This window comes from Lysinibacillus sp. NPDC096212, from assembly GCF_044763105.1.
In the GTDB taxonomy this organism is placed as follows: domain Bacteria; phylum Bacillota; class Bacilli; order Bacillales_A; family Planococcaceae; genus Lysinibacillus.
The window spans coordinates 94,358-119,094 of sequence record NZ_JBIWFQ010000006.1; the positions used below are offsets into that span (position 1 = coordinate 94,358).

The 24,737-nt window shown below is 35.8% G+C and carries 37 protein-coding genes; 36 read left to right on the forward strand and 1 reads right to left on the reverse strand.

The window, feature by feature from the left end; translation table 11 throughout:
* The first annotated feature begins 1 nt into the window (after window position 1).
* From ACIQ7T_RS08200 to ACIQ7T_RS08265, 14 genes are all read left to right on the forward strand, one after another.
* Window positions 2-247 carry a helix-turn-helix domain-containing protein gene (locus ACIQ7T_RS08200; RefSeq protein ID WP_402869634.1) on the forward strand — a complete coding sequence of 82 codons (246 nt, stop codon included), beginning with the start codon at window positions 2-4 and terminating at the stop codon, window positions 245-247.
* 361 nt (window positions 248-608) lie between these two features.
* Complete coding sequence (locus ACIQ7T_RS08205) at window positions 609-848, forward strand: DUF6877 family protein (RefSeq protein ID WP_402869636.1); 240 nt, start codon at window positions 609-611, stop codon at window positions 846-848.
* Window positions 845-1,075 (forward strand): hypothetical protein, encoded by a 231-nt coding sequence (locus ACIQ7T_RS08210; RefSeq protein ID WP_402869638.1) that lies wholly within the window; start codon window positions 845-847, stop codon window positions 1,073-1,075. The genes ACIQ7T_RS08205 and ACIQ7T_RS08210 overlap by 4 nt, the downstream gene beginning before the upstream one ends.
* Window positions 1,072-1,686: an HNH endonuclease signature motif containing protein gene (locus ACIQ7T_RS08215; RefSeq protein ID WP_402869640.1), complete on the forward strand. Its 615-nt coding sequence runs from the start codon at window positions 1,072-1,074 to the stop codon at window positions 1,684-1,686. The genes ACIQ7T_RS08210 and ACIQ7T_RS08215 overlap by 4 nt, the downstream gene beginning before the upstream one ends.
* The gene (locus tag ACIQ7T_RS08220) at window positions 1,683-1,955 is read left to right on the forward strand and encodes a transition state genes transcriptional regulator AbrB (protein ID WP_402869642.1); all 273 of its coding nucleotides are present in this window, start codon (window positions 1,683-1,685) and stop codon (window positions 1,953-1,955) included. Before ACIQ7T_RS08215 ends, ACIQ7T_RS08220 begins: the two co-directional genes overlap by 4 nt.
* A gap of 9 nt (window positions 1,956-1,964) precedes the next feature.
* The gene (locus ACIQ7T_RS08225; protein ID WP_402869644.1) at window positions 1,965-2,093 is read left to right on the forward strand and encodes a hypothetical protein; all 129 of its coding nucleotides are present in this window, start codon (window positions 1,965-1,967) and stop codon (window positions 2,091-2,093) included.
* An 80-nt stretch (window positions 2,094-2,173) separates the two neighbouring features.
* A complete protein-coding gene (locus ACIQ7T_RS08230) occupies window positions 2,174-3,688 on the forward strand; it encodes an ATPase (protein WP_402869646.1) in 1,515 nt (504 codons plus the stop codon).
* Window positions 3,688-4,287 carry a hypothetical protein gene (locus tag ACIQ7T_RS08235; protein ID WP_402869648.1) on the forward strand — a complete coding sequence of 200 codons (600 nt, stop codon included), beginning with the start codon at window positions 3,688-3,690 and terminating at the stop codon, window positions 4,285-4,287. Before ACIQ7T_RS08230 ends, ACIQ7T_RS08235 begins: the two co-directional genes overlap by 1 nt.
* Window positions 4,284-4,478 (forward strand): hypothetical protein, encoded by a 195-nt coding sequence (locus ACIQ7T_RS08240; protein ID WP_402869650.1) that lies wholly within the window; start codon window positions 4,284-4,286, stop codon window positions 4,476-4,478. Before ACIQ7T_RS08235 ends, ACIQ7T_RS08240 begins: the two co-directional genes overlap by 4 nt.
* Window positions 4,479-4,480: 2 nt before the next feature.
* A complete protein-coding gene (locus ACIQ7T_RS08245; RefSeq protein WP_402869652.1) occupies window positions 4,481-5,362 on the forward strand; it encodes a RecT family recombinase in 882 nt (293 codons plus the stop codon).
* Between the two features lie 145 nt (window positions 5,363-5,507).
* Entirely contained in the window at window positions 5,508-6,251 is a 744-nt protein-coding gene (locus tag ACIQ7T_RS08250) for an MBL fold metallo-hydrolase (protein ID WP_402869654.1), read from the forward strand.
* On the forward strand, window positions 6,251-6,478 hold the full coding sequence (locus ACIQ7T_RS08255) for a hypothetical protein (protein ID WP_402869656.1): 228 nt from the start codon (window positions 6,251-6,253) through the stop codon (window positions 6,476-6,478). Before ACIQ7T_RS08250 ends, ACIQ7T_RS08255 begins: the two co-directional genes overlap by 1 nt.
* 15 nt (window positions 6,479-6,493) lie before the next feature.
* On the forward strand, window positions 6,494-7,270 hold the full coding sequence (locus ACIQ7T_RS08260; protein WP_402869658.1) for a replication protein: 777 nt from the start codon (window positions 6,494-6,496) through the stop codon (window positions 7,268-7,270).
* Window positions 7,248-8,525 carry a replicative DNA helicase gene (locus ACIQ7T_RS08265; protein ID WP_402869660.1) on the forward strand — a complete coding sequence of 426 codons (1,278 nt, stop codon included), beginning with the start codon at window positions 7,248-7,250 and terminating at the stop codon, window positions 8,523-8,525. The genes ACIQ7T_RS08260 and ACIQ7T_RS08265 overlap by 23 nt, the downstream gene beginning before the upstream one ends.
* A gap of 43 nt (window positions 8,526-8,568) precedes the next feature.
* On the opposite strand, the gene ACIQ7T_RS08270 is transcribed toward ACIQ7T_RS08265, so the two are convergent.
* A complete protein-coding gene (locus ACIQ7T_RS08270; RefSeq protein WP_402869662.1) occupies window positions 8,569-9,465 on the reverse strand; it encodes a hypothetical protein in 897 nt (298 codons plus the stop codon).
* A 113-nt stretch (window positions 9,466-9,578) separates the two neighbouring features.
* Here ACIQ7T_RS08270 and ACIQ7T_RS08275 point away from each other — a divergent pair, with 113 nt between their 5' ends.
* The 22 genes from ACIQ7T_RS08275 to ACIQ7T_RS08380 all read left to right on the forward strand — a co-directional run bounded on the left by ACIQ7T_RS08275 (window position 9,579) and on the right by ACIQ7T_RS08380 (window position 24,656).
* A complete protein-coding gene (locus ACIQ7T_RS08275; RefSeq protein ID WP_402869664.1) occupies window positions 9,579-10,157 on the forward strand; it encodes a hypothetical protein in 579 nt (192 codons plus the stop codon).
* Window positions 10,150-10,593, forward strand: a complete 444-nt coding sequence (locus ACIQ7T_RS08280) for a hypothetical protein (RefSeq protein ID WP_402869666.1) — start codon at window positions 10,150-10,152, stop codon at window positions 10,591-10,593. The genes ACIQ7T_RS08275 and ACIQ7T_RS08280 overlap by 8 nt, the downstream gene beginning before the upstream one ends.
* 58 nt (window positions 10,594-10,651) lie before the next feature.
* Entirely contained in the window at window positions 10,652-11,098 is a 447-nt protein-coding gene (locus tag ACIQ7T_RS08285) for an ArpU family phage packaging/lysis transcriptional regulator (protein WP_402869668.1), read from the forward strand.
* A 449-nt stretch (window positions 11,099-11,547) separates the two neighbouring features.
* Window positions 11,548-11,808 carry a hypothetical protein gene (locus ACIQ7T_RS08290; RefSeq protein WP_402869670.1) on the forward strand — a complete coding sequence of 87 codons (261 nt, stop codon included), beginning with the start codon at window positions 11,548-11,550 and terminating at the stop codon, window positions 11,806-11,808.
* A gap of 133 nt (window positions 11,809-11,941) precedes the next feature.
* On the forward strand, window positions 11,942-12,376 hold the full coding sequence (locus tag ACIQ7T_RS08295; RefSeq protein ID WP_402869672.1) for a hypothetical protein: 435 nt from the start codon (window positions 11,942-11,944) through the stop codon (window positions 12,374-12,376).
* A gap of 123 nt (window positions 12,377-12,499) precedes the next feature.
* Entirely contained in the window at window positions 12,500-13,126 is a 627-nt protein-coding gene (locus ACIQ7T_RS08300) for a hypothetical protein (protein ID WP_402869674.1), read from the forward strand.
* 80 nt (window positions 13,127-13,206) lie between these two features.
* Entirely contained in the window at window positions 13,207-13,422 is a 216-nt protein-coding gene (locus tag ACIQ7T_RS08305) for a hypothetical protein (protein ID WP_402869676.1), read from the forward strand.
* Between the two features lie 197 nt (window positions 13,423-13,619).
* On the forward strand, window positions 13,620-14,129 hold the full coding sequence (locus tag ACIQ7T_RS08310; RefSeq protein ID WP_402869678.1) for a hypothetical protein: 510 nt from the start codon (window positions 13,620-13,622) through the stop codon (window positions 14,127-14,129).
* A 2-nt stretch (window positions 14,130-14,131) separates the two neighbouring features.
* Entirely contained in the window at window positions 14,132-15,919 is a 1,788-nt protein-coding gene (locus tag ACIQ7T_RS08315; RefSeq protein ID WP_402869680.1) for a phage terminase large subunit family protein, read from the forward strand.
* Between the two features lie 7 nt (window positions 15,920-15,926).
* Entirely contained in the window at window positions 15,927-16,160 is a 234-nt protein-coding gene (locus ACIQ7T_RS08320) for a DUF6148 family protein (RefSeq protein WP_402869682.1), read from the forward strand.
* A gap of 17 nt (window positions 16,161-16,177) precedes the next feature.
* Window positions 16,178-17,725, forward strand: coding sequence for a phage portal protein (locus ACIQ7T_RS08325; protein WP_402869684.1), 1,548 nt, complete (start codon window positions 16,178-16,180; stop codon window positions 17,723-17,725).
* Window positions 17,725-18,786, forward strand: coding sequence for a head maturation protease, ClpP-related (locus tag ACIQ7T_RS08330; RefSeq protein ID WP_402869686.1), 1,062 nt, complete (start codon window positions 17,725-17,727; stop codon window positions 18,784-18,786). Before ACIQ7T_RS08325 ends, ACIQ7T_RS08330 begins: the two co-directional genes overlap by 1 nt.
* A complete protein-coding gene (locus ACIQ7T_RS08335) occupies window positions 18,786-19,157 on the forward strand; it encodes a head decoration protein (RefSeq protein ID WP_402869688.1) in 372 nt (123 codons plus the stop codon). Before ACIQ7T_RS08330 ends, ACIQ7T_RS08335 begins: the two co-directional genes overlap by 1 nt.
* A 12-nt stretch (window positions 19,158-19,169) precedes the next feature.
* A complete protein-coding gene (locus ACIQ7T_RS08340) occupies window positions 19,170-20,234 on the forward strand; it encodes a major capsid protein (protein ID WP_402869690.1) in 1,065 nt (354 codons plus the stop codon).
* 10 nt (window positions 20,235-20,244) lie between these two features.
* A complete protein-coding gene (locus ACIQ7T_RS08345; protein WP_402869692.1) occupies window positions 20,245-20,613 on the forward strand; it encodes a hypothetical protein in 369 nt (122 codons plus the stop codon).
* Between the two features lie 14 nt (window positions 20,614-20,627).
* Window positions 20,628-20,957 (forward strand): hypothetical protein, encoded by a 330-nt coding sequence (locus ACIQ7T_RS08350; protein ID WP_402869694.1) that lies wholly within the window; start codon window positions 20,628-20,630, stop codon window positions 20,955-20,957.
* An 8-nt stretch (window positions 20,958-20,965) separates the two neighbouring features.
* Window positions 20,966-21,514 (forward strand): phage tail protein, encoded by a 549-nt coding sequence (locus tag ACIQ7T_RS08355; protein ID WP_402869696.1) that lies wholly within the window; start codon window positions 20,966-20,968, stop codon window positions 21,512-21,514.
* Between the two features lie 3 nt (window positions 21,515-21,517).
* Entirely contained in the window at window positions 21,518-22,012 is a 495-nt protein-coding gene (locus tag ACIQ7T_RS08360) for a hypothetical protein (RefSeq protein WP_402869698.1), read from the forward strand.
* Complete coding sequence (locus ACIQ7T_RS08365; protein ID WP_402869700.1) at window positions 21,996-22,301, forward strand: hypothetical protein; 306 nt, start codon at window positions 21,996-21,998, stop codon at window positions 22,299-22,301. Before ACIQ7T_RS08360 ends, ACIQ7T_RS08365 begins: the two co-directional genes overlap by 17 nt.
* 1 nt (window position 22,302) lies before the next feature.
* On the forward strand, window positions 22,303-23,742 hold the full coding sequence (locus ACIQ7T_RS08370; RefSeq protein ID WP_402869702.1) for a phage tail sheath family protein: 1,440 nt from the start codon (window positions 22,303-22,305) through the stop codon (window positions 23,740-23,742).
* A gap of 13 nt (window positions 23,743-23,755) precedes the next feature.
* Window positions 23,756-24,274: a phage major tail tube protein gene (locus ACIQ7T_RS08375; protein ID WP_402869704.1), complete on the forward strand. Its 519-nt coding sequence runs from the start codon at window positions 23,756-23,758 to the stop codon at window positions 24,272-24,274.
* A 22-nt stretch (window positions 24,275-24,296) separates the two neighbouring features.
* Window positions 24,297-24,656 (forward strand): phage tail assembly protein, encoded by a 360-nt coding sequence (locus ACIQ7T_RS08380; protein ID WP_402869706.1) that lies wholly within the window; start codon window positions 24,297-24,299, stop codon window positions 24,654-24,656.
* The last annotated feature ends 81 nt before the right edge of the window (window positions 24,657-24,737 follow it).

Sequence of the window (24,737 nt, forward strand, 5' to 3'; positions counted from 1 at the left end):
TATGAAATTCAACCATAATCGTTTAAAAGCTGAAAGAGTCGCACGAGGTTTGACAGTACAAGAAATGGGCGAAGTTTTGGGTGTATCAAAAGGGACGTATTCAAAAAAAGAAAACGGAAAATTACCAATTGATGTTGATGAATTTTCTTTAATTACAAATAAGTTTGGAATTGAACGAGAAAATATTGTGATTTTTTTTACTATTAATGTTGCCGAAATGGAAACGAATGAGAGAATTTGTGTATAGAATGGTGCCGAAATGTCAATATAGGGAACTGAACTAGATTAAAAGTAAAGTGCGCTGTGATACCGAGCCAATGACGGTATAGTATTCGGACTTATAGCTTATGTGACGGTAGCAACGTTAAAAATCGAAAGAAGGAGATGATTAAAAATACAACCAGTTAAACCACCGGAGATTCCGCCAGACACATACAAACGTATGAAAGAGTTTTTCATGCAGACATCAATACCTCGTATATTAGCAGAACAAGCGAAACAAAAAGAAAAGGTGGTGAACTAAATGAAAATCAAAGTAGCAGAGTGGAATGCAATGTCGGATAAGGATAAACAGGCTGCTTTAAATAAACGAGTGGGAGGTTAATACAATGAAAATTAAACCAGTACCAGTTGAATTAGTTGGTCAAGTTTTAACAAACGTTGTTAGCCCACTGTATGAATTACACCAAATTGCTTGCGAATTACCTTTAAACGTTCTGTCAGATGTTAAACAGCGTATAGGTGACTGGCTAGCAAGTGGTGGGAAAGAAACTGATCCATACATTAAGCAACAAGTCGCGTATGCTCAGAAAGTTTATGTAGCTTTAAAAGGTGGTGAGATAGGATGAGAAACACATTAGGTGATTTAAACAATCATTTGTTTACACAGCTCGAGCGATTGAGTGATGAAGATTTAGATGGTGACAAATTGGCAGAGGAAATCGAAAGAGCGAAGGCTGTTACAAGCGTGGCAAATCAAATTATTTCAAATGGCACATTAGTTTTACAAGCTCAAAAGTTTCATACTGAGTACAAATCAAAAGATCTTCACAAACCAAAAATGTTGGAAGGGTGAGGTTATTGCGACATACCTGGACGCATGAGCAAAAAGAATTTTTACGTGAGCATTATCCGTCAAATAGTCAAAACGATTTATTGGTTTTATTCAATCAACATTTTCAATTAAATATCAATCTTAGACAATTAACAGCTTGCTTAAAAAATCACAATATTACTAGTGGTCGTACTGGATATTTTGAGAAAGGCAGTTCACCTGCTAATAAGGGTAAAAAATTTCCTGGTCAAATAAATAAAACATCGTTTAAAAAAGGTAACAAACCAAAGAACTACAAACCTGTAGGTACTGAGCGTATTGACCGTGATGGCTATGTATTGATTAAAGTTTCTGACACGGGTGCTTGGCATCATCGTTGGAGACATAAGCACAAAGTGATATGGGAAAAAGTAAATGGACCGATACCAAAAGGTCATGTGTTGATTTTTCTTGATCGAAACAAACTTAATATTTCGATTGAAAATTTGCAGTTAATTACTCAAGCACAATTAGCTAGGATGAATCAAAATAAATTATTCCAACAGGATCCTGAGCTCACTAAAACGGGATTAATTATTGCTGATATTTACGGCAAAATGGGAGCTCTTAAACGAAAGGAGAAGACAAAATGAAATCAACAGGTATTGTACGCAAAGTAGATGATTTAGGTCGTGTGGTTATTCCAATCGAGTTACGCAGAACATTAGGAATTGGAGAAAAGGATTCTTTAGAAATCTTTATCGATGGTGATCGAATTATTCTCAAAAAATACATGGCTAACATGACGTGTGCTGTTACTGGTGAAGTCTCAGACAATAATATCAGTTTACTAGGTGGCAAATTAGTTCTAAGTCCAGATGGTGCCCAAAAATTAATTGCTGAAATTGAGCAATCCAAGTAGGTGAAGAACATGAACGATTGTCTTTTAGAAGTCCTAGGCGATTACTTTGTAGCTAACAATCTAGTAAACAAAGGTTGGGAGTTTCATGAGTTTGTAACCGAATGGCAACGAGGAACTATAGTGATGGCAAAAAAATAAGAGCCCTATACCGCTGCAACGGTTCGAGCTCCGATATTAAAAATTATACAGTCAATATATCACGAAATGAGGTAAAAATAGTGGAAATTAAATTCATTCAATTAAACTTGCAGAATTTTAAAAGCCACAAGGATCTCGAAGTTAAGTTTGGCGACCTGACTAAGATCCTTGCGGATAATACAAAAGGTAAAAGCTCCATTGGTGAAGCTGTTACATGGCTATTATACGGCTTCGGTTTATTAGGTGGCAAATTAGAACCATCACCGAAAACGTATCAGGCAGATAATACGTTAGTAACACTACATTTAAGCGTTGATGGAGAAGATTTACTACTGAGTCGTGAAATCGATAAAGGGAGCAATAAGTTCTATGTTAATGAAGTTCCCTCAAAAGCTACCGAATTTAAAGAGGTTGTAGAGAAGCTATTTGACAAACATTTATTTTTGTCATTGTTTAGTCCAAATTACTTTTTCACATTTAATTGGAAACAGCAGCGTCAAATGATCTTAAAATACACGACTGCACCTGCAAATAAAGAGGTATTAAAAGAGCTGCCTAAGCCACAATCAGACAAGTTATCAGTGTTGGTTAAAAAGTACTCTTTGAGAGATTTGGGAGAGATTCACAAAAAAAATAAGAACAAATTAAATGAACAATATATCGCTGCTAAGAGTCGCACAAAGACGTTACGAGAGCAGTTAGAACAAAATGCTCCAACAGTTCCATTAGACTCGCTAAATGTGGAATTGAAACAGCTTGTTAAAGAACGAAACGCTATAGAAGAAGTGACAGATAAGGCACAGGATACAAATGGCCGAATAAACAGGCTTCATAGCAAAATTCATGTTTTGACAACAGAGCGTGATCATATCAAAGAAACCTTTAATCAGCTCAAAAGCGAACCAATACAAGATACTTGCCGTGTTTGTCACCAAACGTTACAAGATGAAGCTATCAATGCTGTAGAGGTAGATAAAGAGCAACGTATTCAACAAGTAAAGTTGAAATTCCAAGAAGTTGTAGATGAACGAAAGGCGTTGGAGGAAGAACTTAAAACACTTGAATATGTGGATGTATCGGAGCAATTGGAAAAAGCACGTTTACTTCAAGCGAAGATAAATCCAATAGAATACGAGATTTCTAAGCATAAACAGTATAAGGGCTTAGAGGAACAAGTTATTGCTGCAGAAGCAAATGAAAAAGAAACACTTGAATCACTTAATGAGTCCATTTTTATCCTAGATGCCATTAAAGATTTTGAAACCAAAGAAGCAGAATTACAAGTTAAGAAAGTGCAAGACTTGTTCACAAATCTAACAATTAAATTGTTTGCAGAATTGAAAACAAAAGATGAAGAAAGCGCGACTTTTGTTGTCCAAATGGATGGAATAGATTATTCACAATTATCTTTTAGCGAAAAAACAAGGGCTGGTCTTGAAGTGCGTGATGTACTCTCAACGCAAAGTGGTGTAATTGCACCTTGCTTTGTAGACAATGGTGAAACAATTACCAAATTCCAAGAACCAAATGGACAACTCATAATCACCAAAGTTGTTGAAGGGCAAGAATTACAAATTGAAGGGATGGAAAAGTAATGGCGAAATTTACTGTCGAAGTGGAATTAGATTGGCTAGATGAAGAAATGACATTGGATGATGAAATTAAACGACAAATTATTTCAGGTATACAAAGTCGTTTAACAAAAAAGTTAGAAGAAAAAATGGAACAACAACTTTCTTCTGTTATTACTGAAAAAGTAGATTCTATTGCTGATGAATTTATCACAAAAATTATGAAAGATAACATAGCTAGTATCAAAATTCCAATCAAAAAAAGTTCATGGGGTTCAGAAATTGAATATATGTCCTTATCTGAATATGTTGGCAATAAATTTGAAAACGCAATGAAAGAAAAAACATTAGATCAGTACGGAAAAGCTACTTCTTATAATGGAGACAAAAAATACTCAATTGTCGAGTATCTAACACAAGGGTATATCGCTAAAGAACTAAACTCAAAAGTCAGTGATATGATCCGTGACGCTAAAGAAAAAGCAGAGCAGTCGCTAATCAAAAACTTAGAAGAAAATTTACAGCAACAATTACATGCCGATATGTTGAAACGTTTAAATATACCTCAGCTCCTGCAAAATCTGCAAAACACAATTGAGTATGAGGGAGGTAGTCAAGGATGATTGTTAAAGAAATCACAGTAGGCTACACATATACCAAAAACCTAGGAAACTTTGAAAATGTGAAAGTAGATGCTGCAGTAACTATTTCTGTAGAGCCTGGGCAAAATGAAGACGAACTCTACAGCAAAGCATATGAAAGCATGAAAAAACAGGTCAAAAATGGCCTAAATAAATTTACGGAGGCACGTTAATTATGAACAGAAACCTACCAACTTTAACACCTGAAATTACAGAAGCTTTTCAACCTGCAGTATTAGAGGTCATTCGCAACTCGATTGCACCTACAGCTAATGATCAAGAATTTCTGTTATTCGCTCACAAGGCGGCATCATATGGCTTAGACCCATTCAAAAATGAGATTTTCTTCATCAAATATGGTAGTCAAGCACGCATTCAATTTGCGGCTGAGGCTTATCTTTCTAAAGCGCGCGAACAGGAAGGTTTTATACCACCTGATACACAAATGGTACATGAGAACGATGAATTTAAAATCGCAATGAATAAAGAAACAAAGCAAATGGAAGTGGTTCAACATGAAATCGGCTTCCCACGTGGGAAGATTATTGGCGCCTATTCAGTTGCTTATCGTGACGGCTATCCACCAGTTACAGTCATTATGGACATTGATGAAGTGTCTCATATGTTCACAGGTCAAAACAAAGATAACTGGAACAAATGGACAAGTGACATGTTTGGCAAACATGTTCAGCAACGTGCATTGAAAAAACAATATGGATTGTCATTTGAAGATGTAACGATTACACAAAATGATGTACCGCAACCGGTTACGCAAGCACGGAAGGATATTACACCTAATCAAGAACAGTTAGAGCCGCCAGTTGAACAGCATGTATTAACCCGCGCTGACGAATTACGCGAGGTAATTAACACTAAGTTAAAACAACTCGGCATTAAAACGAAAAAGGCTTTGAAAGAATACCTGGATAAAAATGCCCCTAATATCGACCCTGAGACAGCAACAGAGGCTGAAATGGTTGGCTTGATTGAATTGCTAGATTTAAATATTGAAATGCTTACAACACAGACAAGCAATAATGACGATTTACTCGAGTAAAAATTATGAAACTACCACAAACAATAGTTTATGAGAGAAATAAGGATTGTAAGCTGTGTGGGCGAGAAATGAATGAAAATGAATACAACTTGTACCGTGGGCTAGAAATATGCTCACGGTGCCATAAGGAATTGGAGGGTAGAAAATGAAAGTTGACATCTTAGCAAGTGGTTCAAGTGGAAACTGTATAGCTTTAACAACCAATGAAACTACCATTCTAATCGATGCAGGTATTGCCAAAACAAAGATAGAGAAACGGTTATTGGAAGTGGGCATAACACCAAGTAGTGTTAAAGCAATATTTGTCACACATGCACATAGTGACCATATTAAAGGTCTACCCTTGGCCAATAAATACAAAATTCCCGTTTATGCCGGTGAACGTGAATGGAAAAACATCACTTGTGTTGAAGATGAATTAATTAGACAAATTGGTGTTGGTGGTCTTTTTGGTTGTGATGACTTTCTAGTAACTGACTTTAAAGTTCATCACGATGCAATCGATCCGAGGGGATATGTTGTAAGAACTTTAGATAATTTTAAAGCTTCTATCTGCTTAGATACTGGCAAGGTGGATAAAGAAATGCTGCAGCACATGAAAGGATCAGATATTTATATTATTGAAGCCAATCATGAACCGAGAATGGTAGAAGTGTCTACTTACCCAAACAGCGTGAAAGCTAGGATATTGAGCCATATTGGTCACTTATCCAATGAGCAAACAGCAGTTGCACTTTCTGAGCTTGTACAAGGTAAAAGCGAACGAATCTATCTAACTCATTTAAGTAGCAATAACAACCTTCCTATGCTTGCAGAAATGACCGTCAAAAGAGAGTTATTGAAAAAAGGATACCATTCAGGTATGCACTATGAATTGGAGGTCATTTAATGCATCCATATACTTTGATTCTAGCTGCTTTGGAATTGTTAAAAAAAGAAAATGATGAGCTGAAACGACAAATTGAAATCATGAAGCTACAAAATATTTTAGCAGCTGTTGCAAACCTTATCGATGAGTGGCTAAGCAGACTTTACCAGGGCGAAGATGAACGTCAGGACATTGAAATATTTGCAAAAGAAATTAGTAAGTACATCCATAGCCAATTGAAAGCATGAATAGGGTGAGTGATCATGGCAAGTCCACAACTCAAAAATGGGCATACACGGATTGCCAATGAAATCTTCGATCATATCATGAAGACCAATCTCAATGGCACACAATTCCGTTTGGTATTGGCCATTTGGAGATATACGTATGGTTTTCAACGTAAAACGAATGAAATGTCCACAAGCTTTTTAGCAAAAGCAATCAATGCTAATAGAACCCAAATAAATAGAGAACTGGCAGCATTGATTGACAGAAACATAATCTCAGTTATTGGGATTGGTTCAAAAGGAGCGAGAATCATGGGATTTAATAAAAAATATAACGAGTGGGATGAACAGCTGCCATCCAAAGAGGTAGTTCCTAAAATCCCTGATCAAACTAAGCAAGTTAAAAAGCTAAAATACGATGAAGAAAATACTTATTACAAAATGGCAGTCTACTTTCATGAGAAAGTGGCTGCAGTTGCAAATGAGGCTGGAATTTCTCATTTGATTAAAAAGTCTAACATGCAAACCTGGGCTGATGATATGCGAAAGCTTATTGAAATAGATCAGGTTGATAAGCACCTGGCTAAACAAGTCATGGATTGGGTGACACAAGATTCATTTTGGCGCACCAATGTTTTATCAGCAAAAAAACTTAGAGATAAGTTTATGGAACTAGCAATAAAAATGAATGCTGAAAAGAAACTTGTTCAACCAAAACAAAAACCGCAATATGACCCAAGAGATAAAGAAATAGAGTTCCAGCGTTGGATACAAGACGGGAATGATCCAAATGACTTTGATTGGAGCAACTGAATATGAACTTGAAGCCGAGCAATCGGTGTTAGGTGCAATATTTCTTGAACCAAGTGTAATTGATGACATTGTTTTCCTTGAAGCAAGGGATTTTATTAGCGCACGCCACCAACAAATTTTCAGAGTAATGAAATGGTTGGATGATAGAAACCAACCTATTGACATTACAACCGTTACTGAACTGTACATGAAGCATAACAAGATGGAAGAAGTAAGTATTTCCTATTTAGCTGAATTAGCTGTTTCGTGTCCTACTGCAGTGAATGTTGTTTCATATGCCAATATTGTTCGTTCGAGGGCAATAAGGCGCCGCGGAACAGATATAGGGCAAAAAATTATGAATCTTGTACATGAGGATTTTGAAACGGATGATGATTATTTTGCAGAAATTGAAAAACTAGCCTCAGAAGTAAGGCCCGAAGATGATGGAAAAATGCAAAGTTTGAAAGATACACGGCAAGGCTATTTTGAACATCTTTTAAAACGAGCTGAATTTATTCCAACTGAATTTAAACTATATGACAAATGGGCGCACGGTCTTTGGAGAGGTTGGTTGTTTGTTAGTGCTGGACGTCCTAGTGTTGGTAAAACAGCTATGCTGCTTCAAAGAATTATGGGGGTTGCCAAAAGTGGTCCTGTATTAATTTGGTCACAAGAAATGGACAAGTACCAATTGTTTGATCGGATGATTTCAAATTCAACAGGCATTCAATATGGCCGTATTAAAAACAAAGACCTAAATCCAGAAGAGCTTGGTGTTATAGAGCATGCTTATAAAGAGTTAGAAAAGTTACCAATCTTTGTACAGGATTCATCGGGTGTAACAATCGAGGAAGTGAGGGCCACAGCAAGGCGTTTTAAAAAGCGATACGGACAAATTGCCATGATTGCGGTGGACTACCTGCAAATTATGAAGATTCCCCAACGGAAAAACGAGACCAGGGCGCAAGCTATTGGCAATGTAACGACTACTGCCAAGCAAATAGCGCGTGATATGAATTGTTGCTTCATGATGTTATCGCAAATGACCAGGGAAAGCGACAATGTTAAAAAGCCTCAGCTGTCACACTTAAAAGAATCATCTTCCATTGAGCAAGACGCTGACGTTGTGGAATTTTTATGGCACGATCCAGCTGACAAAATGCCACAAGGAAAAGTCATTCAACAGTTTTTTGCCAAAGGTCGAGATATTGGCATAAATGAATTTAAGTTGCTGTTTATGGGGTGGAAACAGAAGTTTGTGGAGCTTAATTAAAAGTAATGCGCCTCAATTAATTTTTAAGGCGCAAAGAATATTACTATATGCTATATTGATCCATTTGGGAATCTAAGTTTATTTCTTTAGTTACATCTTTCAGGTAACTCCAAGGGAATGCCCATCTTTTTTGGGGGGAAATTACAATTAACTCAAATGAGTAAGGGTAATTGTAAGATTGATGTTGGAGATGATCATTAATTTTTTGTACATCAACAATTTTTATCTCATTCGCTTCATATTCAACCTTATAATGGAAGGGTTTATGAACATCAAATAATGTTCCAAAGTGTAAGTTCGGTATTTTATCTAGTAAATATTTTGTAGTTGTGAATACAAATGGACTATTTTGTGACGGTGTCGTTAATTCATTTGCAAACAATGTAACAGCTTCAGAAAAATTTAAAATTTCCTTAAATGAAATTTCCTTTTCATAGAGTACATCAGATTTTGTAAATGAAAATGATAAATCGCCATTATTGATGATTGAGCCCCATGAACCATGAATGATTTGATTTCGATAAACAGTCAATTGCTCATAAAGTAAAAACAATATGTCCAAGAGCTCTTGTTCATCTTGTATTAATTCTGGTAAACGTAAATTGGAATTTTGTTTTAATTCGTTGTACAGATTGATTTTCTGGGCAAACTGCCACGGGACTCTGCCGCAATTTTCTTTTAGTATCCATTCGAAAATCATATCAAGAATTTTATAGGATGTTACAAAAACAAGAGGACTTAATTTTTCTAGTATACTAACACTTTTGTTTGATCCCATACTATCCTTTATCATAAACGAGTGGTTTATCAGTCCGTCAATTTTAAATTGGATGGTTCTATCTGATACAGTGCCATTTGCTTGTTTTACAGTAAGTAAAGATTCATTAATAACCCATTTTTCATAACCTAATTTGTCAACTAACTCAGTTGTGTTGAACATTATCATTACCTCGCTTTAGTTTTTTGTAATACGGTTTATACGTTCAACTACTAGAAGAAGTTTCAAATTTAAAAATATTTAATTAAGTTCGTTGAAAGGTAGGAGGAAGGTAAATGCGATTTTTAGGAATAGACCCTTCAACTAAAACGGGATTTGTCGCACTTGATGAAAGTGGCCAGGTGCTTAGAGCTAAAGAATTAACAGGGGTAGGCGATAAAGATCCTCTACGCATGATTACCCTTATTGACGAAGTTATGGCCCACATGCAAAAAGGCGACATCATTACTGTAGAAGGATTTGGATTTGCAACACAGCAAGGCATACAACTTGGTGGGATTGGTTGGGGTATGCGAATGTCACTAACTAGACGAGGCTTTAAATACTACGAAGTTGCACCTAATGCTGTTAAGAAATTCGTAGGTGTAACAGGCTTCACTGGTGAGGTTGGGAACAAAAAACGCCTTACTGGTGTAGAAAAGAAAAAAGCCGTTATGAAAGCAGTAAAAGATCACTATGGCTTTTCACATAAAAGTGACAACGTTGTAGATGCATATATTTTAGCTCAAATTGCAAGAAATATGTACCAGTTTGATAGAACGAAATTTATTGATTGCCCTTCTTACCAAGTAGAAGTAGTCAAATCGATATTAGGAAATAAAAATATTGAAATGGAGAGTGTGAAAAATGGCTAATGTTCAATTAGATGTCCTATTTAAAAAGATCCAGAAAGACGATAAGAAGGAAGTTTTAGAGTTTCATATCTTAGGGGACGATGTTCAGTATAAATCTGAATTAATTAATATGGCAGGCAGCATTGTAATAATTGAAATTGGAGATGTTAAACTGTCTGCAGAGTTTAAGTCCATTCAACGAGACAGCAAGAAAGTCGTACTAAAATTTGAAGCTAAGGGTGACAGTGAAGAAAAAACTATTAAACTATATCCGAAGGCAGGTTTCAATGTAAAACTTTCTCTTGAACAAAGCCAAATGAGCATTGAAGAATTTGAGGAAGAGCATGATGGTATTGAATATAATGTTGATGGAGATGGTAGTGTATCGGTGCCATCTGGTCAGATGAGTATGGATGAAGTCGATGAAACGGGAAATGAAGATGATTTACTAGATTGATATCAATTGCCCTGGTTGGTGCCAGGGTATCTTTCTTGTTATAGAAGGAGGAATCCATTTGGACTTTGAATTGCCAGAACTAGATCGAAAAGCAACGCAAGCAGCTGTAGAGCAAGAATTAGAAAAATACCGCATTTTTAAACATTTAACTTTTGAGGAAAAGGAAGCTGCTACCACATCACATATTAATGACATTGGTGGAGGAAAGGGTAATTTGACAAGTAACCAAACAGGCTCAGTAGCTATTTACAACGTTGATGAAAAGAGTGCAAGGCGAAGATATTGTGAACGTGTAGAACGTGCTGTAAAGAGGCTGCCATCAATGGAAAGATTCTTGATTGAAACAAGATACATGGCTGATGATGCTGAATACTTAACAGATATGAAAGTCTATTGTTTTAAGTTTCAGCCACCTATTTCAGCGACTACTTATGACAAAATACGTTGGAAAGCTTTCTACAAACTCGCTTTGGATTTAAACATTGCTCGTACTGTAGAAAAATAATAGAAAAAAAGTAGAAAAATAATAGAAAAAATAAATGAAAACATTAGAAATATAAAATGAAGCATTTTGTTTTATACATGTTAAATTAATAACATCGGGAATTGATTAAGGGCAACCTTAGTTGATTCCTTTTTCATTGTCATGGTATTAACTGTCGCGGATTAGCGTCATCTTTTATGTCGCTAATTAGCGTCTACTTATGTCGCGGATTAGCGTCTAGTAATGTCGCTAATTAGCGTCTAGTGAAACGAGTTTCTTCTATATATGCGAAACTCCTAAAGAAAACAATAAAGAAAACAATAAAGAAAACTAACTAGCAAATGCATTTTGCTAGGAAGAATTTCATTTTTAAAATTGTGATCACAAGAAATGATTTGTAAAGATATACAAACACTTGTTCTTGTTGTGTGGTATTATATTTTATAACAGAGAATGATGGAGTGATCACAATGGATAAAGAGAACTTCTTTAAAGAGCTTGAAGAATTGCTAAAAGATATTGGTGATAAACAATTACCTAAAAATCTTGAAGTAACTATTACCTACTCAACTGGTGAAAAAGATGTTTTAAAGGTTTCAGAAGCCTTTCGGGTCAACATGTTAGCGGCAACAAAAAATAGGGAAAAGTATTTGTATATTCAAGATCGTCTTATATCCCTTGATCATGTAGTTAAAATGCAATTTAAGAAGATAAATAAGATGGAGAAATAGTAGATTGTACGTTTGTTCAGCAAACAAGCTTGGGAGGCTACTAAATTGGTAGTCTCTTTCATGTTTTACTTTTCTAATAGTGACATACATTTCCATCCATACTATGATTAGTGTGGAGGGAGGTGTAATTATTATGAATAGTTTAATTGATAGGTTTAATGGTATAGATATTGTTGTAGATGCACTTTCAGGAGATATGAAAAATTTCTATTTTCTTTCAAAGGTTGTGGATATGGGACATTATAAAAAATATGAAATTCAATGTCCTGTAGAAAATGAAGAAGAAAAATCAGAATACCTTAAAAAGATTAATGAAATTACTAGTAAACCTGATTTTATTTCAGAACTGGCAGCGTTTGGAGAAAATAATCCAATGCCTGTAGAAAGATTTGAAAAAATTGGATATATCGAATGCAAATACGTTATTAACCAAATAGATATTATTATAGATTTTGAAGGTGAAATAATTAAAACATTTACCTTTAAAGATCAAGATTATCTAGAAGATTTTATGTTATTTATGGAAAAAGAGTATCGTGAACTAGTTAACAATAAACTCTTTAATTAATAGCAAATATATATTTACTTGATTTACAAAGTCACATCTAACAGGTGTGGCTTTTTACTATGCAAGTATTCATTTGGATTTCACAATGGTAAGATAATCCTAGTAAATCTTGGAGGAATCAAAATGAGAAGAGTCATAGAAGTAATTTTTTGTATTTTTGCAGGAGTATTTTTATTTGGAGTTATAGCGATTGCTTTTCAAGTAATTGGAGAAGACAGTCCTAATAAAGCCTCAATTATTGGTGGAATATTAGGTATGATCGGAGGAGCAATAGGAGCTTTAGGCGCTTATATTGTTGCTACTTATCAAATGAATAAACAATTTGAATACGAAAAGAAAAAAGAGGAAGCACTTAAAATTACACAAATAAAGAAAACGCTAAAGAAATTACAACTGTTAAATGAATTTGCAAAGCGATTTGTTAATTCGTTTGAAGTGGAATTTAATAAACCGTATAGCGAAGAATTGAGCTATAAATTAAAGTCGTCTGAGACTTCAATATCATGGATATCAAACAGTGTAAATGATGTTAACGATGAATTGTTAAATGAAGGGTTTATGCTTGATTATATAAGATTTAATCATTTTATTAATCATATTTATAATGAAATTATATCATTTAATAAATTACCAGAAGAACAAAAGCCACATAATTTGGCAGGTTTTTTTAATGAATTATCTAGTTTAGAGGAGAGTTTAAATAGTTTTGATCAATATATAAAAGAACAATTAGAGGAACTGAAAGTTTAATATTTACTAAAACTCTAGCTGCATCCAATAGATGTAGCTTTTTATTATGCATTCAATTATAAATTGTGGAGGGATGAACAATGTATTGGACACCGAATGAATTCACTCATGCTTTAACACAGGTGCAATGGATTCAATACCATTATAGATACGACAAAGAGATCAATGATGCATGCGATTTAATTTATAAACGTATTGCTGAGGATAGAAAGAATGGTGTACGTATGACAGAAGATATTGAATTGCCAACACGTTTGGAAGGCAGGAGTGAGCAGTCCACAAACGTATTCATTTAATTCTTTAGGTTCTTCTAGGACTTTTATTGCATGCGGGGCTTGCGAGCCCCAAAAGTGGTCTATTTTTATTCAAAAAATTTCACTTTCGCTTTCGCTTGTGGGAGCTGAAAGTTACAACTTTGAAAAAATCTCTTCATCTAATGTTTTGGAAAAGGAAACAAGGATCTAAGCATAAAAGCGAAAGTGAGGTGTGAGAAATGACAAAATCTAAAGCGAAAGTGGATGACATTTATATTTTGGAGATTGGAACAAGTGAATTTGCAAAATTGGTGGGAAAAACACCGCAATGGATTCGTCAGTTAACACGTGATGGTGTGCTCACACAATGCGGCCGTGGTAGATATAATTTGGGAGAAAATATACTTGCTTATATTGAACATATCTCGGGAGGAAAAGAGGAAAATGGTAAGCCCCGTTATGTAGATGCCAAAACCGAACATGAAATTTTAAAGAAGGAAAAAACAGAGATGCAGCTTCAGCAACTACGTGGACAGTTGCATGCAGCAGAAGATGTACGGCTAGTTATGGGTGACATGATTTTAAGCGCTAAATCGAAATTATTGACGTTACCTGCACGTATAGCCGGACAATTGGAAGGTGAGTCCACTAAAACAATCGAACAAACATTAAGAACCGAAATTGAAGATACTTTGACTGTTTTAGTGGAATATTCGCCACAAATGTTTGTGAAAGAAAGTAGCGAATAAAATTGGCTGTTGAAAAAACAATCAATTTATTTAAAGATTTAGCGCAATTGTGGTCGCCACGACCTAACTTGACTGTTTCAGAATGGGCTGACCAATATCGTACATTAACATCCGACACATCTGCAGAGCCAGGTCCTTGGCGAACAAGCAGAGCGCCGTACATGCGTGAAATTATGGACTGTATTACAGATTCAAACATTGAAGAAGTAGCAATTATGGCGTCAGCTCAGGTTGGTAAAACAGAGTTTATGTTGAACATGGTTGGTTATCACATTGATTATGATCCATGTCCAATTATGTTCATGCTACCAAACAAAAAATTAATTCGATATTTTTCAACAACAAGGCTTTCCACAATGATTGAAGCAAGCGAGGCGTTACGTGATAAAGTAGCAAAAAATGCAGGTAACACAATTGATGAAAAAGCATTTTTGGGTGGTTCAATTGCAATTATTGGTGCAAATGCAGCGACATCTTTATCAAGTAGACCAATTCGGATTTTGCTATGTGATGAAGTAGACCGATATCCAGTGTCAGCTGGTAAGGAAGGGGATCCGATCAATTTAGCAAAAATGCGTACAACAACTTTCCCATCTAACCGAAAGCATGTTTATGTATCGACGCCACTTGATAAGAGTACTTCACGAATTGAGCAGCTGTATGAAGATAGTACGATGGAACAATGGTCATTTTCTTGTCCGTCATGTGATACCTACCAGCCAATCAAATGGGGACAAATAAAATTCGAGTATCGTAAAACTGAGGATAACGAATTTATTGTGGACGAAGTGAATCATGCATGTAGTGAATGTGGCTGCTTACATAGTGAACGTGAATGGAAACGTGCTGAAGGTAAGTGGGTTGCACAAAAGAAACATTCACGCCGTCGTGGCTTTCATTTGAATCAATTTTCGAGTCCGTGGGTAACGTGGGAAAAAATCGTGCGAGATTTTTTGGAAGCGAAACGAGATGGCCAAGAAAAGTTAAAAACATGGGTTAATACTGTCCTTGGTGAATCATGGGAAGAAAGCGGCACAAAAGTTGATGAGGAAATTTTATTCGAGCGTCGTGAAAAATATGATGCTGAAGTACCTGAACAAGTTAAAGTACTCACTGCAGCTGTGGATGTTCAGGATGACCGCTTTGAAATTGAAGTAGTTGGCTGGGGTGCTGGGCGTGAGTCATGGGGAATTGAATATCATGTTTTATATGGGGACTTGAAGCGGGAAGAAACATGGAAACAACTTGATTTATGGCTTCAAAAGCGATGGAGCAAGGCAAACGGTAAGCAGTTTGGGATTGCCTGCACATGTATTGATAGTGGTGGACATTATACACAAGAGGTTTATCGATTTACAAAGGCTCGAGAAGCACGACGAATTTATGCGATCAAGGGTATGAACGTAGCAAAAGGCATGTATGTACCGCTATTAGCAGGTACTTCACGACCTAAGCCATTAAAACCATTGCTTGTACGGCTGGGTGTAAACGATGGGAAGGCCCGTGTCATGTCAAGTTTGAAAGTAGAAGAGCCTGGACCAAACTATTGCCATTTCCCAAGAGGGCAAGGTTATGAATTAAATTATTTTCTTGGCTTGACTGCCGAAAAGTTAGAGACTCGTCATGAAAAAGGTGTTCCATATCAAACATGGATAAAAATCCGCGCACGGAATGAACCATTTGATTTACGAGTCTATAATACAGCAGCAATTGAAATAGTAAATCCGAACTTTGAAAAAGAGTATGCGGGTAACTATGGTGTTAAAAAAAGAAAAAGAGTAAGGAGGTAAATTATTAATGGCTATTACATTAGAGGAAGCTCAAGAAAATCTAAGGATTTGGTTAGAAGCTGAGCGTACTATTGCAAATGCCCAAAGTTATACAATAAGTAATCGAAGTTTAACAAAAGCCAATTTGTCTGAAGTCGCTAAACGAATTAGCTATTGGGAAAATAAAGTTGCTGAGTTTGAAATGACTCAAAAGGGTAAACGGATGCGAAGAACAAAACAATTTATTCCCTGGGATAGTTAGAAAGTAGGTGAAAAAGTGTGGAAGCTGAGAGCATAAAAAAAGAATCTGATCAAAAATCACCAATAAATTCTGTTGTACCAACAAATACAGGTTACGGCAATCATGCTGCAAGTGGTACAAAACGTGCTGTTGTTGGTTGGATTAGTTCTTTAAGTGATCCAATTGATGATATAGAGCGTAATGTTGAAAAAATGCGCGAACGTTCCAGAGATTTATATATGGGTGCACCTATTGCTAGTGGATCATTAAAATCTATAGTAACCAACGTCGTCGGTTATGAGCTGAAATTAAATGCTCAAATTGACGGCGATTTTTTAGGCCTTTCACAAGAAGAAGCCGAAGCTATTGAGGATAAAATTGAGCGTGAATTTGAATATTGGGCTGATTCTAAAAATTGTGATGCAAATCGTATGTGCGACTTCGGTCAATTGCAACAATTGGCACTTTTATCAACTTTGGCTTCTGGGGACTGTTTTGCAATTTTGCCTTATAAAAAACGAGTTGGTTCACTGTATGAACTTACAGTGAAATTAATTGAAGCTGATAGGATTTGTAATCCAGTGATCAATACATTTTATGAAGAACGGTTAATTAATGGTGTAGAGATAGATTCAACAGGTGAAGTTATTGCCTATCACATTGCAGATAAACATCCAAATAGCTCTTTGACTGGGCAAAATGATTGGAAGCGAATTGAAAAGTATGGAAAGCTCTCTGGACGTTTAAATGTTATTCATTTATTAGATATTGAACGTCCAGAACAGCGCCGAGGAATACCGATTTTAGCACCTGTTATCGAAAGCTTAAAACAAATTGATCGATATACTGATGCTGAATTAATGGCAGCTGTAATAAGTGGTATGTATTCGGTATTTATTACAACAGAAGCTTCTGAACAGGGTGAGTTTGGTGGAGGCTTCGGAGAAGAAGATGATGATTTTGAGGAAGATAATTCAAAAATAAATATCGGAAATGGATCAGTCACATTTCTTCGTGAGGGAGAAAAAATTCAAGAATCCAATCCGGGTAGACCAAACCCAAATTTTGATGCTTTTACAACAGCTATATTTCGCCAAATAGGGGTTGCATTAGAGATTCCTTATGAAGTATTAATGAAACATTTTACCTCTTCTTATTCAGCATCAAGAGGTGCGTTACTTGAGGCTTGGAAAATGTTTAAAAAGCGTCGAATATGGTTAGCGAAAAACTTTTGCCAGCCTATTTATGAAGAGTTTCTTGTGGAAGCAGTTTTAAAGGGACGCATACATGCACCAGGCTTTTTTGATGATCCTTTAATTCGAAAAGCATATTGTAGTGCAGAATGGAATGGACCAACACAAGGTCAATTAGATCCTAAAAAAGAAGTAGAAGCAGCAATTTTACGTATTGAATCAGATTTGAGCACTCGTACCCGAGAAGCACAAGAATTAACAGGAACTGACTTCTTCCGTAATCATGAATTAAGAAAACGTGAGGAACAGTTGCGAAAGGAAGCAGGTTTTAATGCACCTGTAAATATAAATATTCAATCTGATAAATCCGATGAAGGAGGTGAGAAAGAATAATGAGAGTCGACATTAAAGGACCTGTTATTAACGATGGTGATCAATGGGTATACGATTATTTTGGTATACCAGCTGTGAGTCCTGGGAAGGTATTGAACTCAATCGATCAAGCTATTAAAAATGGCCATAAAGAGTTGCAAGTGGTGATAAATAGTGGAGGTGGCTCAGTTTTTAGTGCTTCTGAAATTTACACAACACTAAAATCTTTTGGCGGTACAGTTAATGTAGAAATTGTTGGGGTTGCTGCAAGTGCTGCATCTGTAATTGCGATGGCAGGAACGAATGTTGTCATGTCGCCTACTGCACAAATGATGATTCATAATGCAGCGAATGGCGCGCATGGTGATTATCAAGTAATGGATGATAATAGTGAGTTCTTGAAAAATGTAAATGCTTCTATTATCAATTCCTATACTGCAAAAACAGCCAAATCTAGTGATGAACTAAAAGCTATGATGGATAAAACAACATGGATGACAGCTCAACAAGCTAAAGAGCATGGTTTTATAGATGCAATTATGTTTGAAAAAGAGGTTGATGCGGTTGCTGATTTAGGCATTAACAGTGTAATACCTCAAGAAGTCATTGATAAAGTAAGGCAACAAATGGCAAAAGATCCTGCAGCGAATGTTGTAAATCAAGCTAACAATTTAATAAATGAAAATAAAGATAATGGAGGAAATGATGTTATGGACTTAAAGACGTTACAAAATGAACATCCAGAGCTATTTGAGCAAGTAAAGAATATTGGGTATACAGAAGGTGTAAAAGCTGAAAACTCTAGAATCAAAGCAATTGAAGATATTGCAGTGCCAGGGAATGAAGCATTAGTTAACAATGCGAAATATGAAAATCCTATTCCAGCTGCACAATTTGCAATTAATGCTTTAAAAGCTCAAAAAGAACAAGCTCAAAATCAATTAATTAATATGCAAAAAGATGCTGCACCATTAAACAAAATTCCTGGTTCTAATGCGCCGGTTCAATCCGATCCTAAGGATGAGGTAGAAAAAGAAGCTGAAGCGTTAGCTAATATTTTTGCAAAAGGAGGAAAACAATAATGAAGTTAAATGGACAAGTAGGTACTTATGAGCCAAACAATTTAATCTATGATACTTCATTTCCCATTCAAACAGGATCAGTTAAATTAAAAGCTGGCCAAGGTCTTTTATTACAAGGCACAATCATTGGTAAAAACAGTGATGGGGAATATTTAGTAGCTAGTACAACTGCTACAACACCTATCCTTGCAGATGCTATTTTGACGGATGACGTTGACACAGGTAGTAAGCCTGGAAAGTCTGTTTTTGCTGAAACCTATATTTCAGGATCATTTAATTCAGATGCTTTACTAACGGATGGGACAGATAAAGTTTCTGTTCATTATGATGTTTTACGCACTAAAGGAATTTATTTAAAGGCATCAATTTAAGGAGGAACAAACATGCAACTATATAAAACTCTTACAATCTTAAAAGCTATTACCCAAATGCCAAAAGTACACACATTCTTGCGTGACACTTTTTTTAATGCAGTTGAAACATTCCCAACTGAAGATGTTCTGATTGATTATACAAAAGGTAAACGCAAAATGGCACCTTTTGTGGCACCACGTACAGGTGGTGTAACAGTTAAACGTGATGGCTACCGTACTGAAAAATACGTTGCTCCACGTATTGCTCCACAAAAATCATTAACAATTGATGATATTACAAAGCGACTAGCCGGTGAAAGTGTAGTTAGTACAAAAACACCTGCTCAACGAGCACGTGAGCTTTTAGCAAATGATTTGATTGAATTAAATGAAATGATTAGTCGTCGTGAAGAGTGGCTTGCAGCTCAAACATTGATTAACGGTAAAGTTATCATGAAGGGTTACACTGGTGAAGGTCCGGATAGTTATGTAGAACAGGAACTTGATTTTAACTTTACTCAAGGTGTCACTTTAGCAGGTACTGACAAGTGGGATAACTATACTAAAAATACCGATGAAGAATATGTTTCAAATCCATACCAAGATATTAAAGAGTGGCGAAAAGAAGTAACAAAAAAATCGGGTGTTGCACCTGACACATTAATTCTTGGAGAAAATGCAGAGAAAGCATTTATTAATCATCCAATTATTAAAGAAATGTTTGATAAAAAGAATATGAATTTCGGGAATATTGAACCTAGCATTAAAAGCGATGCTGTAACTTTCATTGGTAAGTTACCAGGGTTAGGTGTCGAAATCTATACTTATGATGATTGGTATTTAGATGATGATGGAAAAGAGCAACCATATATCCCTGTAGATACGGCTATTTTAGCGAAGAAAAATTTTGCTGGCTTTGCGTATGGTGCTATTACACAAATGGAAAAGAATGATGAGTTCATGACTTATGAAGGTCAACTAGTGCCGAAAATTTGGGCAGATCATCAGAATGAACAAAAAATGGTTCGTCTTGCATCTCGTCCTATTCCAAAGCCAGGAAATGTAGATGCATGGTTAACTTCAAAAGTAGTCTAGGAGGGTTTGTATGAAAGGATACAAAGTACTGTCTCCATTACGTCATAATGGTGAACGTTATTATTTAGGTGACTTTCTCGCAGAATCTGCAATTACAGAAAAAGAGAGCGCTAGACTTTTAAAGTTAGGTGTTGTTACTGCAGTTGTAAAAGAGGATGAGAAAGTAATTCCAACTGTTAAAGAACCAGATGAAACCAATGAACTAGAAGATGAACCTATCGAAAAGACATTGGATCTTAACTTTGATTTAGACGAGTTAAAAGATGGTGCTAAACAACAGGGTTTGGAATGGAAAGGTAATATTAGCAAGTCAAACATTATTGCTTTAATTGTTGAAAATGAGAAGACGGCATATTTCTTAGATCAATTAGAGGACTAAGGGAGCGTGGAAATATGAATTTTAAGGAAGCATTAGAAAAAGACCTTTCTAGTGTTTTTTTTAATGCCAATGAATTTGCAGAAGAACATGAATTAGAAGGGGAAACGTTAGACTTAGTAGTTGAAGATACTAGCCTTGAAGAACTAAAAGGCTATGGGAAAGATCAATTAAGTGCTGCACAAGAAGTGTTTTCACATTTCAAAACAATTTTTGTGAGAAGTAGTGATTTTTACGTCCCGAAAGTTGGCAGTATTTTAGTTTTGAACGGGAATGAATATTATGTAGAAGAATCCGCAGAAGATATGGGGATTATCCGTATTTTAATCAGCGCAAATGAAAGCTAGGTGTCTATATGATTGAATTAAAATTGCATCATGTAGAAAAATTAGAAGAATTGTTCTCCAAAACACCAAAAGAGGCACGAACAGTATTCGCTCGGGCAATTAATAGATCGGCTGTGACTGCACGATCAAAGGCAAGTCAAGAAATAAGAGCGAAATATATTATTCGTGCTTCTGATGCAAAAAGTGCTATTAAAATAAATAAAGCAAATGCAAGTAAACTTTCTGCACAAATTCGTGCAAGTGGACCTGTTACCCCATTGATGAAATTCGATGTAACACCTACAAAATCTAATAATGCAATAATTCGTGCACGTGTTAAAAAAAGTGGCGGTAGGAAGCCGATTACACATGGATTCATTGCCGGGATGAGTAATTCACACACTAATGTATTTACACGTGTAGGTAAAAGTAGATTGCCTATCAAGGGACTATACGGACCATCTATAGCACAGATGATGGGTGAAGATACAGTGATTAAAAGTATTGCTACTCATGCCCAAGAAACGCTTGATAAGCGTATGGAGCATGAAATGAATCGATTACTATATGGAGGATAATTAATGGATTCACTAAACATGACAGATGAATTGGTTGCTTTTTTAACAGATTCATTAGCAGATATGCGTTTACCAACTAAGGATGAAAATATATTAAAAGCACCAACTATATATGACGGTTATTCACCACCGAAAAAGAATGTAAGACGTGGTGAAGAAGATACAGAACAGGACGATTATCCCTTTGTAATTGTCCGTTTTTTATTTGAAAAAGATAACTTAAAAGATGAAAACGTCATGAAATTTAGATTCGTAATAGGTACTTATAGCAAAGATGAACGCCAAGGATGGCGTGAAACTCTAGATGTGATGAACCACATTAAATTTGCTTTAAAAGAAGTGAATAGCGTTGGTCCTGGTATATTGACAGGGGAAATTGAATCAGCCCTTTTTGAAGAACAACCAAAACCATTGTGGCATGGAGTCATGGAAGTAGACTTTGCAACGCCACCAGTTCAATTAGAGAGGAGTGTGTTGGGGGATGACTTCAACTATTAAAAATCAACAAGCATCCGTAAAACAAGTTGGCGAGGTATTAGAGGGAAGTATTAAACATGAAATACTTCTCTACGTAGGTCCACCTATTAAAGGGTTACAACGATTTAGCTCTTTTGTAGGTGGTTATCCAGAACATTTTAAAGATCATCTGGATAAATCACCTGCATTTAAAAAGATGTTTATTCAACCAGAGAAGCTTACAGAATTTCAAAAGAGCATGTTAGATGCTTATTCAGTGGAATCGATGTTGTTTAAAAAGACAGAAGAATATTTTAGCGAGGTGAAATAAAATGGCACGACATGGCTCAAGAGTAACTGAAAAGCCGACTTCACTATCTGCACCAGTTGTAGCAACAGCCACTCTTCCAGTTGTCTTTGGTACAGCACCAATCAATCTAGCCGAAACGCTGGAAAACGTAAATAAGCCTGTATTAGCGTATTCGTTTTCTGAGTTTGCAAAAGCTCTAGGATACTCAGACAACTGGAAAGACTATACATTGTGTGAAATGGCTGATGCAGCATTTAGACAATGTAATGTTGGTCCAATTGTTTTTGTTAATGTTTTAGATCCTGAAAAGCACAAAGAAAATAAACAAGAATCTATTGAAGTAACTAATAAAAAAGCTGTGATTGAAACTGAAGGCATTTTACTACAATCCTTAGAAATTAGTAATGCTGATAATAAATTGGAAAGTGATAAAGACTACATTGCATCGCTTAATGAAGATGGCCGAGTAGTCATTGCGTTTTTGATTGAAAAGGTAACAACTGTAAATGTTAAATACGATCATTTAAAGCCTGATGCAATTAAAAATAACCATATTATTGGTGGTTATGACATTGATACTGGAAAAAGCACAGGATTAGAATTACTCAATTCTGTGTTTCCTAAACTTAGTATGGTACCAGGTCTTGTACTTGCACCAAAGTTTTCAAAAGACCCAACCGTTGCATCTGTCATGAAAGCAAAAGCATCATCTATTAATACGTACTTTAAGGCACAAGCGCTAGATGATGTAGACACATTAGATGCTAATACCTACACAAAGGTTAACGAGTGGAAAAACAAAAATAGCTACACAGGTAGCAATGAAGTTGTTTGTTGGCCACTGGCAGGTATAGGCGATAAGGTATATCACATGTCCACTCATATTGCTTGTCGCATTATGAAAACAGCATATGACAACGGAGATTATCCTCACGAATCACCATCCAACAAGCCGTTACCAATGACAAAATTGTTAGTGGAAACGAAAGATGGACACGAGGAAATTGATTTATCACCAGACCAAGCAGAGTTATTAAACAACCAAGGTATTACAACGGCCATTAATTTTATCGGTGGCTGGCGCGCTTGGGGCAACTATACTGGTGCATTTCCGGCTAGTACAGATGTTAAAGATATGTTTATTCCCGTACGTATCACGCACAACTGGTTAGGGAATACAATTATTCTTACTACTTGGGATAAGGTTGATGGCCCAATTGGACGTCGCTTAATTGATAACGTATTGGATACGATGAACATGTGGATGAATGGTTTGCAATCTGAAGGAGTTCTTATTGGAGGACGTGTAGAATTTCGAGAAGAGGATAATCCAATAACGGATTTACTAAGTGGAAAAATACGTTTCCGTTATGCGGTTGCAGAACCGACACCAGCACAAGACATTGAAAATATCTTAGAATTTGATGCAAGTTACTATAAATCACTATTCATTAGTGAATAGGAGGTAAAATACAATGCTTTTTCCAGAAAAATTAAATGAGTTCCGGATATACGCTAATGATAAACCTGATTTACTGGGCGTATCAGATGTTGAATTGCCAGATTTAAATTCCATGAGTGAAACGATTAACGGTGGGGGTATTTTTGGTGAGTACGAAAGCCCAAACTTTGGCCACTTAGAATCTATGCAATTAAAGATAAATTGGCGTTCTATTACACATGAATTAATAGACTTTTATAAACCTGACGGCATTAAAGTCGATTGTCGAATGGCCAATCAACATTTTAATACAAAAACACGTAAACATGAGCTTACACCATCCAGAGTGCTTGTTCTAGGTTCTGTCACAAAAAACTCACTAGGTAAGGTTGAAAAAGGTTCTACTTATGATGGGTCTTCTGAAGTAGAGATTCATTATTTAAAGCTTGAAGATAAAGGTAAAGTTCTTTTTGAATATGATCGTCATAATTACATTTATAAAGTTGATGGTATAGATTATGGTGCGAGACTTCGAGAAGCGTTAGGACAATAAAACAAAAAAGGGGCAAATTATAATGAGTCAAAATCCAGAAATTAAAAACAATACAGAAGTAAAAGAAAAAGAAAAAACAAACGTTGTTGAAAATCCAAATGTGAAAATTATTGAGTTAAAGAGTCCTATCAATATCGATGGGGCTCTTTTAAATGAAATTAAATTGGATTTTGGAAAAATGACAGGTGCCGATGTATTAAAAATTGATAAGGAATTAAAAGCAGAAGGGCACGTAGAGGGCTTTAACTCAGTTGGAGATCAGCAAGTTTGTGTCAGAATCGCGTCCAGAGCATCAGGAATTTTAGTAGATGATTTAGAGCGATTAGGACTAGTAGACTTTGCCGAAGTTACATTCTCAGCTCGAAATTTTTTCTTCCAATAATAGGTGTAGATGGTGGGAGCAAAGAAATAAGAAAGTTACTCCTGGCATTGGCATCTAATTCCTATACATCAATCGAATATT